Source organism: Candidatus Methanoperedens sp. BLZ2 (genome assembly GCF_002487355.1).
In the GTDB taxonomy this organism is placed as follows: Archaea; Halobacteriota; Methanosarcinia; order Methanosarcinales; family Methanoperedenaceae; genus Methanoperedens.
In genome coordinates, this window is sequence record NZ_NTMG01000081.1 from 108,076 (window position 1) to 116,892 (window position 8,817).

At 37.8% G+C, this 8,817-nt stretch carries 12 protein-coding genes; 8 read left to right on the forward strand and 4 right to left on the reverse strand.

The annotated features are described in order from the left end of the window. Positions 1-57 precede the first annotated feature (57 nt). The 5 genes from CL181_RS17355 to CL181_RS19855 all read left to right on the forward strand — a co-directional run bounded on the left by CL181_RS17355 (position 58) and on the right by CL181_RS19855 (position 4,089). Complete coding sequence (locus CL181_RS17355; RefSeq protein ID WP_097300575.1) at positions 58-1,905, forward strand: ABC transporter permease; 1,848 nt, start codon at positions 58-60, stop codon at positions 1,903-1,905. Then, positions 1,898-2,971 (forward strand): ABC transporter permease, encoded by a 1,074-nt coding sequence (locus tag CL181_RS17360; RefSeq protein ID WP_176505297.1) that lies wholly within the window; start codon positions 1,898-1,900, stop codon positions 2,969-2,971. The genes CL181_RS17355 and CL181_RS17360 overlap by 8 nt, the downstream gene beginning before the upstream one ends. Before the next feature lie 96 nt (positions 2,972-3,067). After that, positions 3,068-3,289, forward strand: coding sequence for a hypothetical protein (locus CL181_RS17365; RefSeq protein WP_097300577.1), 222 nt, complete (start codon positions 3,068-3,070; stop codon positions 3,287-3,289). Then, positions 3,282-3,770 (forward strand): hypothetical protein, encoded by a 489-nt coding sequence (locus CL181_RS17370; RefSeq protein ID WP_097300578.1) that lies wholly within the window; start codon positions 3,282-3,284, stop codon positions 3,768-3,770. Before CL181_RS17365 ends, CL181_RS17370 begins: the two co-directional genes overlap by 8 nt. 88 nt (positions 3,771-3,858) lie before the next feature. After that, the gene (locus CL181_RS19855) at positions 3,859-4,089 is read left to right on the forward strand and encodes a hypothetical protein (RefSeq protein ID WP_141398955.1); all 231 of its coding nucleotides are present in this window, start codon (positions 3,859-3,861) and stop codon (positions 4,087-4,089) included. On the opposite strand, the gene CL181_RS17375 is transcribed toward CL181_RS19855, so the two are convergent. Further along, positions 4,042-4,389 (reverse strand): hypothetical protein, encoded by a 348-nt coding sequence (locus CL181_RS17375; RefSeq protein WP_097300579.1) that lies wholly within the window; start codon positions 4,387-4,389, stop codon positions 4,042-4,044. The two genes, CL181_RS19855 and CL181_RS17375, sit on opposite strands and share 48 nt — an antisense overlap. Positions 4,390-4,393: 4 nt before the next feature. Beyond that, on the reverse strand, positions 4,394-4,771 hold the full coding sequence (locus CL181_RS17380; protein ID WP_097300580.1) for a hypothetical protein: 378 nt from the start codon (positions 4,769-4,771) through the stop codon (positions 4,394-4,396). A gap of 129 nt (positions 4,772-4,900) precedes the next feature. On the opposite strand from CL181_RS17380, the gene CL181_RS17385 reads away from it, so the two are divergent. Continuing rightward, positions 4,901-5,734, forward strand: coding sequence for a proline dehydrogenase family protein (locus tag CL181_RS17385; protein WP_097300581.1), 834 nt, complete (start codon positions 4,901-4,903; stop codon positions 5,732-5,734). Between the two features lie 14 nt (positions 5,735-5,748). On the opposite strand, the gene CL181_RS17390 is transcribed toward CL181_RS17385, so the two are convergent. Next, entirely contained in the window at positions 5,749-6,888 is a 1,140-nt protein-coding gene (locus CL181_RS17390; protein WP_097300582.1) for a hypothetical protein, read from the reverse strand. A gap of 91 nt (positions 6,889-6,979) precedes the next feature. Here CL181_RS17390 and CL181_RS17395 point away from each other — a divergent pair, with 91 nt between their 5' ends. Next, positions 6,980-7,237 (forward strand): hypothetical protein, encoded by a 258-nt coding sequence (locus CL181_RS17395; RefSeq protein ID WP_097300583.1) that lies wholly within the window; start codon positions 6,980-6,982, stop codon positions 7,235-7,237. On the opposite strand, the gene CL181_RS17400 is transcribed toward CL181_RS17395, so the two are convergent. Further along, a complete protein-coding gene (locus CL181_RS17400) occupies positions 7,234-8,163 on the reverse strand; it encodes a dienelactone hydrolase family protein (RefSeq protein WP_176505298.1) in 930 nt (309 codons plus the stop codon). The genes CL181_RS17395 and CL181_RS17400 overlap by 4 nt on opposite strands. Before the next feature lie 130 nt (positions 8,164-8,293). Between CL181_RS17400 and CL181_RS17405 the strand changes: the two genes are divergently transcribed. Next, entirely contained in the window at positions 8,294-8,692 is a 399-nt protein-coding gene (locus CL181_RS17405) for a hypothetical protein (protein ID WP_097300585.1), read from the forward strand. Positions 8,693-8,817: the final 125 nt, after the last annotated feature.

Here is an 8,817-nt window from a genome sequence, read left to right on the forward strand (position 1 = left end):
AAGCATTATGATGGAATACATGAGAGAAACGAGAGAAATAAGAGAAATAAGCTAAATATGAGTAGAATATTTACAATAGCCAGATGGGAACTAAGGAAGACAAAATCAAGTTTCAGTCTTAAAACCCGTTTTTTTTCTTTCATAATATTGATCCTGATAGGGACCGCTTCTTTTTTTGCAGCCCAGTCCGGTCTTCATATAAATGATAATATTTACAGGGTTGCGGTGACGGATGCATCCCTTGCAGGAGTTTTACAAAGCGATGCTAAATTCGAAGTTTACATTGCAGGTGAAGGAGGGGCTAAATCTCTTTTTGAAAACGAAGGAATTGATATTCTCATAAGCGGCGATAAAATTTATTACCACAATACTGAAAAATCAATATCGGCTCTTGATGCCCTTGACAAGGCCATAAAAAAATATGATGAAGCAAGGCTTTTGTCATATAACGACCTGAATAATACTTTTCCTGTGTGGATCAACATAAAAAATATCGCCCGTGAACAGGCTTTCCAGGCGCCGTCTATCAATAAAATTCCGATGAATATGACAACGCAGGCGCCAGAGACAGGGGCAGGTCAAGTCCCGGAGGAGGATTCCCATGATATAAAATCATCCATGGAACCCGTGGAACCGGATGGTTCTGTGCCCGTCACCGAAAAACAGGGAACAAATATAAACATAAATATCCCGGAAAAAACCACTGAGAATATACAAATCCCTTCTATCAGGGAAATAACGGAAAATAGAATAATTTCACCCATTAATGAACAAAATCTGGCAACACCCTCTCATTTTAATCCATCGATCCCTTTTAAATCTGTTGTCCTGAGTTTCATATTTATCTTTCCTATTTTTTTTATCGCGCAGTTTTTTTCATCAAGCATTATGGATGAGAGAATAAAGAGAAAAGGTGAACTTTTGCTTGTAACACCTGCCAGTTCTTACCAGATCGTCCTTGGAAAGCTTTTACCGTATCTTCTGGGCTCAATTGCACTTGTGGCCATAATGACATTTAAACTGGGGGGAAGTCCATGGATAATCCTGACCCTCCTGCCTGTTTCCCTGATGTTCCTTTCAACATCCTTCCTCGGTGCAATAATTGCACGCAGTTTTAAAGAACTCAGTTTTGTGCTTATTTTCCTTTCAGTTTTCCTGTCCGGCTATATTTTCTTTCCCGCGATGTTTGCAAATATCCATGCCATTAGCATCATTTCCCCGATAACACTTGTTGTCAGGCTTCTTGAGAATGAGACTGTTTCGATAAGCGATTACATGTTTTCTACACTTCCGTTTTACCTGTTATCCATCCTGATCTTCATATTCGGCATTTTCATTTACAGGGAAGAAGACCTGTTCACACAAAAATCCATCAAGGAAAAACTTCTTGATTCGATCCAGGAATTTATTAAACGGGTCCCAGCTCCGCTATTCTCATTCAGCATTGCCCTTCTTCCCCTTGTATTTTCTATCCAGTTGATGCTTATTGTTTTGATGTTTAATTTTCCAATTCGCATCGGGATATTATTATTTATTATTGTTGCTGCTTTTGTTGAAGAACTGGTAAAATCAATCGGTATATATACGGTATTTTCCAGGAAAATGTCTGATGTCACGACTGGTAATGCCTTAAAATTCGGGATATTATCAGGGATTGGTTTTTTTGCAGGTGAAAAGATCCTGCTTCTTGTTGTCATTGCCAGTATCACAGGCTCAGCGTTCGGTTCAGTGATGGGGATCGGACTACTCGTTTTTCCTTTGCTTTTGCATGTTACATCCACAACAGTAGCATCACTGGGTATGAGATACTTGGGGTATCGGGAGTATCTTGCCTGTGTTGTCCTTGCATCGATCGTTCATGCAGCTTATAATCTTTATCTGGTAAGGAGTGTTGTTTTTGGCTGATACAGGGGTTATTGTGAAAAAGGAGGTTAAATCCCTCGTGTTTGAAAAAACACTAATACTGGCAATAATCGTACAATTGTTAATTGCTTCTTTTTCATCTTTGATTGTTATTGGTCTTGCTTCATTTTTTGACCCGTCCTCTCTTAGCAACTATGACACTCCCAGGGCAAATGTGGGAATTGTGGGTCAGGGGGAATTAAGGCAATTCATTGAAAAAAGCCAGGTAAACCCGCATTATTACAGGGATGTTGACTCGGCACTTGTTGCTTTTTATAATAATAAAATCGATGCGGTTATTGTCATCCCGAAAGAAGAATCGGGTGGCAATGAAATTATCAACCTGGTGATATATCTCCCAAAATCAGATATAAGAGGCACTTTCGTAACGCTGGAGCTGAAGAAACCCCTGGAGGAATATGAAGGCTATGTCCGGGATATAAGGGGTGAAAGGATAGGCTTTGAACCGATAAAACTCTATGTTGATAATATTCCGAAAAAAACCTCAACATATTTTGAATTCATATTCGGGATACTTATCCCGCTTCTTGTTTTCACCCCGGTATTCATATCAGGCGGACTGATAATCGATATGTTGACCGAGGAATATGAACGTAAGACCATGGATTTGCTGCTGGTAACACCAGTGTCATTTTCCCAGATTTTGAGCGGCAAGATGATCACTGCCATCATTATTGTCCCGGCACAGGCATTTTTATGGCTTCTTCTTGTCAGGTTAAATGGTGTAGTGGTTCACAACATCGGATTAATACTGCTTCTCTCAGGAATAATTGGAGCGATCGTTGTTATTATCGGGGCGATCATAGCAGTCAAATATAAAAAGAGAATGATATCACAGTATTTGTATTCACTTGTGCTTATTTTGATGTTCCTCATGGGATATCTATTCACAAATTCTCCTTTTAACCTTGTGACAAGGCTGTCAGCCGATTCTATTGGCGCCCAGGCGCTGGTTTATTGCGGGGCGTATGCTGCTGTGGCTGTTGTACTTTATATGGGTATGATGAGATTCCAGGTATCAGGGGCGGATTCAGGAAATCCTGAATAAAATTTAATTATGGAATTAGGCTCCAGGATAAATGATATAAGCAAATGAGTACAAGAAAATAAGTACTTTAAAGTAATTGCTTTATGGGTGATTCTAATGGATGCAAGAGATGCAGGAATAATTGCAAGAAAATATTTTTTGGATAGTAGCGGCAATGCATATTTTTTATTCGAAACTAACAAAGTAGAAAAAGAAAAAGGAATATGGAAAGTCGATTGTCAAATAAAGAGTATGTTAGGGGACGAAAAATGGAAAAGTTACATAATATATATTAATGATGATGATGGAGCTATTCTGGATATAACTAAGTATGATTAGAGTTCCAAAGGTAATTGTAATCGATACAATCCCACTCTTGTTATTCCTAATAGGAGCTTATGATCAGAATTTAATATTAACATTCAAGAGACTTAAAACATATAAGTATACATTTGAAGACTTTACGATTCTTAAAGAATTCCTCTTTCGTACTAAAGTAATTGTGGTCACTCCAGGAGTATTATCTGAAGTTTCAAATTTTGCTTTTGAATGTGGACATTTTTCAGATTTACTCGAAAAAAACATTAAATATTTAATGTCTATGAAAGAATTTTATGTGTCTAAAGAAATTATTTTCGAATCAAATGAAGAGTTGTTTAAATTTGGTTTTACAGACACTTCTTTGATAATAGCTGCTAAAAATAATGTTGGCGAGATATTAACAAGAGATTATGGATTATCTCAATATTGCCAAAAAAAATTAGGTATTGGAGCACTTAATCTTGAAGATATTTTAAGAATAAAAGAATTAATCAAATAAAATCATTGACATAATTGCCAACGCGATTGAAACCATCCCAAACCATCACAGCCCTTAAGTACACCAAATCCCATTTTTCATGTGGGTTATGAGTTTCTTCATCAGGTTTGCACGCCAATGGATAGCTGGTGAAACCTTAGATGACGCTATCATAACTGCAAAAAAGGCAAACAACAGAGGCATTGGCGCCATAATCAATTTTCTTGGAGAGCATGTAAAGGATAAAGACGAAGCAGAGAAAAACAAGATCGAGAACCTTGAAATCCTGAAATCACTCGAACTCTATAATAGCTTTTTTAGTTCCTATCGGAGTAATTAGGGCATGCGTACCTTTTTCAATATGATATGATTCTCTAAGCTCTTTTGGCAGTCTCAGTAGCAATATTTCGCCGCTCTCACTTAATTTTCTTTTGTATGAAGTCTGCCCTCTTGGGGCAACTCCAAGCGCGGCTTTTAGTCCCTTCTCTATTTTGGGTATTGAATCCGGATGGTTTATGTAGATATTTCTGCCGGTAGTTTTGTGCTTTCTGACAAGAACATCTGTAATAACTACAGGGATGCCATAATTCTCAATTACAACATCTTCGTACACATCCTTGAATTCGTCATTCTTTTTCATATTTTCACCTTTTTAAATTGATTTTCTTCTTTCGATTGAGTATGGTTATAACTACAATAAGCCCCTGATTGGACTTCTGGAAACCTATAACATATGGATAGATGTGGTCATTCGATTCAGATTCACACAAGTATCTTGTTGAAAAATATTCAGTATCATGTACTTCCTTTCTTATTATCTCTGGATTGTTCAGAATCTGTTGTATGAATTCAAACAACTGAAAAGGGTTTATTCCCCATCTATCATACGCCCTGTTGTCTTTATAGATATGCTCATCTAAACCAATATGTTCTTCGGATGCCAGTTTCTTAATAAGCTCCTGGACTTGCCTTTTTTCTTTAATATCCAGATATGCTATCTTGTATCGTTCTTTCTCAGGCATCGTATAAAAAAGGTATGTTTTTGTATATAAATGCGCGCCATGAATTTGGATTTTTGGTGATTATTTTTGATAGGTTGTTTTGTATAGCACAGCCCTTAAGTACACCCAACCCAATTCCTAATAAGGGTTATGAGTTTCTTCATCAGGTTTGCTCGTCAATGGATAGCTGGTGAAACCTTAGACGACGCTATCATAACTGCAAAAAAGGCAAACAACAGGGGCATTGGCGCCATTATCAATTTTCTTGGCGAGCATGTAAAAGATAGAGAAGAGGCCGAGAAAAACAAGATCGAGAACCTTGAAATCCTGCGGGCTATTAAAGATGCAAAACTGAACTCCTCACTTTCCATAAAACTCACGCAGCTTGGGCTTGGGATCGATAAAAACCTGTGCTTATCCCATGTGGAAACGATCGTAAGCGCTGCTAACGATATTTTCGTATGGATCGATATGGAGAATTCACCATATACAGAAGATACGATCGATATTTACCTCACTGTTTTTAAGAAATATAAAAACGCAGGAATAGCGATCCAGACAAACCTCAAACGAAGTGAAGACGATATCCGAAGAATTGCATCTTTGGGCGGCATAATACGTCTTGTAAAAGGCGCTTATAAAGAAAATAGTCAAATAGCGTATTCCAGCCGTGCAGATGTGACAATAAACTTCTCAAAACTCATGGGATTCCTGTTCTACAGGAGCCCGTTTTTTGCTATTGCGACACATGATGACCGCCTGGTCAATGAGGCAATTGAAGCGAACAGGTCTCATAAAAAGAAGATCGAATTCCAGATGCTTCATGGGGTCAGGGAAGAATTAAAGAACAAGCTTGTAAAAAAAGGATTTGTAGTTGTTGATTATATTCCTTATGGCAAAAAATGGTTCCCGTATTCCGTGCGAAGGATAAGGGAACGGAAACGCAATATTTTGCTGATATTCAGGTCGATTTTTGATATATGACATTTTGATATGTATCAGATGACTTTTTGCTCTTTTGATTTCTTATAACCATTATATCCTGTCAATATAATGGCCCCAAGTCCAAGAAGAATAATTATAAAATGAATAAATCCCCCGATAATTGGCAGATTTATACCTATAACCACGATAATTAAACCTAAAGCCATGGCTAATACCCTGGACTTCGTTTCCTGTTTCAACTTCCCTAATACATATTGTCCAACCCACAACCCAATATAAATTCTGCTTATATATAATAATGTAATATAAACAACTAATAATATCAGACCAAGGGGAATTCCAATTACGGTTACTAAAAGTAATACCGCAACAATGGGTGTAACTATCAGGAATAGGAGTCCCCACAAAAGATTTTTTAACGGCTTAACTGAAATATTATCTGAAATTTTTTGAGTTAATTCGGGAGCGAGTATCAGGGATACTATTCCGATCAATAAAAGCCATAAATATCCCAGTATCTCACCCGGTAACCGGGACATGAAATTTTCCCTTCTTACAGGTGTTTCTTTGTAAGTAGTCGTTCCCGAGACAATTCCTGAAATTTCACCCGGTCGGGGGGCCGTATATTCCAGATTCCCGCCTATGGTTGCGCCAGGAGAGACCTTGATATTATTACTTATATTAACAGTCACATTTCCCTTCGTTGCACCATTCATTTCCACATCGGAAGCTCCCCCATTGATATTTCCATTCACAGTACCATCAATGGTAGCAGTTCCTGCACCCAATGTTAAATCCCTGGTTATCCTCGCATTTTTCTCTAAAACGAGGTTTCTTGTAAAGACAAGAACATTATCCCCCACATCCCCACCAATTCTAACTTCGCCACCAGCTGCCTTTATATCATTCGTGACATTCCCTGTAACGATTATGGAACCTCCAGCCGCAATGACCCCGCCATTTATTGTTCCGGTGACTTTTATTTCAGAACCTGCAGCAATAAGATCACCGTTGATAACACCGTCTACTGTTATCGAATTTCCTGCAAAATAAAGATCATCATTTACTACCTCATCTTTCATGATAACGAGTTTATCCCCTGACCTGAATTCTGAAGCACTGGAAATTGAGGAAAAAACGATAACAAAAATGAACAAAAACATTAATATCTTTAAGAGAAACTTTGTATTCATACCACTCACAATAGTATGTTTGTAAGTCTTCTCTCATAAATGTTGCCACTACCGATAAATTATTAGCATTGATATCCGATAAGTTAAGGCTATGGTCAAAATTATAGTTAAAAAAAGTATAGCTACAGGAAAAATAGCTGAAAAATTGGAAAAAATAGCAGCCTGTTCACAAGGGGTCTGCATACCTATAGCGGCTTCTAATGGTGATTTTGCTTTTGATACTACGGAAGATATTAAAAAATATTGGGATTCTTTAACAGAATCAAAACAAAAATCCATTATTAAAAAATATGTAGAGGGAAATAGTGGCCTGGAAGATATTATTGAAGAAGAGATGAAGAAGCATTAAATGCTATTTTCATTCTTCTCGTTTCTTTTCAGGTTAAGCTCCAGGAATTCAAGGGTCTTATTCCATGCGTCGACAGCTTGCTCCTTTCGAAAAGCTTGGGTGTTTGTCGGGTTTGAAAAGCCATGACCGGCTCCTTCATAAATAGAGATATTCACACTTGTTCCCTGTTCTTTAAGAATTCTTTCAAACTCACGGACATCTGTCACTGGAATGCTTGTATCCTCAGCTCCGAATAACCCCAGGACTGGCTGTTCCATCTTCATGAGAATGGCCTTATCTGTCGAAACCTGACCGTAATATATTACAGTAGCCTGTATGTCTTCATTGACACCCAGATGGAATGACTGACCGCCACCGTAACACCAGCCCAGTGAAGCGATTTTACTTTTTTCCACGTTCGTCATATTACGCAGATACTTTACAGCTGCCTGCATCTTCGGGATCGTTTCATTATTGGGATTATTTCGAATATTGGCCTGGGCACCCTCGGTTGTCGTGGCGACATTTCCTTTAAAAAGATCAATTGCAAGCACTACATACCCTTCACGCGCCGTAATATCTGCCATGCTCTTTACCTGATCGTTCAATCCCCACCATTCATGGATCATGACAATACCCGGATATTTGCCTGGAGTAACTGGCTGGACGAGGAATCCTGAAAGACTGACACCTTCAATATTGACATCAATATTAGTTGTTGAGACGTTCAACCCGGTCTTTCCTTTGAAAACTTCTGCAAGCCCAAGATAACTAGTATCAGGTTCTCCTGCCTGTTCATGACCTGTCAGAGTTGGCACAGGTGTTGGCGAAGGAGTTGAAACTTCTGTCTGTTCAGGAGTTGTTCTTTCGTTCTCAACACATCCGGCAAAAAAAACAAGAGACGCGATTATTAATGCACACGTCAAATTTCTAATAGTTCTATTCATAATATTCCCACCTATATAACAAATCAATGTCATATGATTTATAAATTGCTGTAATGTCTTAAGAAGAACATTTATCTAAATTGTCAGCCATCAAAGATATGAAGATGGAGTAAAAATAAGGGAAGGTCTTATGGGTTTTTTTGGAACCGAAGCAAGTTGGGTTGCTGATGTGACTTTGATTGCTCAGACAGCAGGTCTCATAATCCTTTTTTTAGGATGGAAATATGCTAAAACAAAAAATTTTCTAAAACATGACATAACTGCTAAAACCTCTGTCCTGTTAGGTGGCTTATCTTTTATCTGGATGGGTTTTTCTCTGGTTTCTAATCTTGCGTCATTTATTTCTACAACTCTTATGGGTATTCTTATTTTCTCTCATATGATCATAGGACTACTGGCACTATTCATGGGATTATTCTTAGTGTTGGGTGAAATTAAAAAGACAAGGATGTTCATGATTATTACTTTTTCTTCATGGATCGCAGCAATGTTCCTGGGCATTATTTTATACTACTTGTTATTTATGTAAAATTCAAATAAACGATAACGATTAATATGAAGGTGCCTATTCATACATATAAGTGGAGGTAATAAAAATGGCTATACAGGCTGTCCCAAATCCCACTTCAATGAAAAAATGACATTATTTTCAAT

Coding starts and splice junctions, on each gene's coding strand:
- CL181_RS17385 (WP_097300581.1), top strand. CDS start 4,901: ATGAGTTTCTTCATCAGGTTTGCTCGTCAATGGATAGCTGGTGAAACC.
- CL181_RS19855 (WP_141398955.1), top strand. CDS start 3,859: ATGAGTTTCTTCATCAGGTTTGCACGCCAATGGATAGCTGGTGAAACC.
- CL181_RS17375 (WP_097300579.1), bottom strand. CDS start 4,389: ATGAAAAAGAATGACGAATTCAAGGATGTGTACGAAGATGTTGTAATT.
- CL181_RS17365 (WP_097300577.1), top strand. CDS start 3,068: ATGGATGCAAGAGATGCAGGAATAATTGCAAGAAAATATTTTTTGGAT.
- CL181_RS17405 (WP_097300585.1), top strand. CDS start 8,294: ATGGGTTTTTTTGGAACCGAAGCAAGTTGGGTTGCTGATGTGACTTTG.
- CL181_RS17370 (WP_097300578.1), top strand. CDS start 3,282: ATGATTAGAGTTCCAAAGGTAATTGTAATCGATACAATCCCACTCTTG.
- CL181_RS17395 (WP_097300583.1), top strand. CDS start 6,980: ATGGTCAAAATTATAGTTAAAAAAAGTATAGCTACAGGAAAAATAGCT.
- CL181_RS17390 (WP_097300582.1), bottom strand. CDS start 6,888: ATGAATACAAAGTTTCTCTTAAAGATATTAATGTTTTTGTTCATTTTT.
- CL181_RS17380 (WP_097300580.1), bottom strand. CDS start 4,771: ATGCCTGAGAAAGAACGATACAAGATAGCATATCTGGATATTAAAGAA.
- CL181_RS17355 (WP_097300575.1), top strand. CDS start 58: ATGAGTAGAATATTTACAATAGCCAGATGGGAACTAAGGAAGACAAAA.
- CL181_RS17400 (WP_176505298.1), bottom strand. CDS start 8,163: ATGAATAGAACTATTAGAAATTTGACGTGTGCATTAATAATCGCGTCT.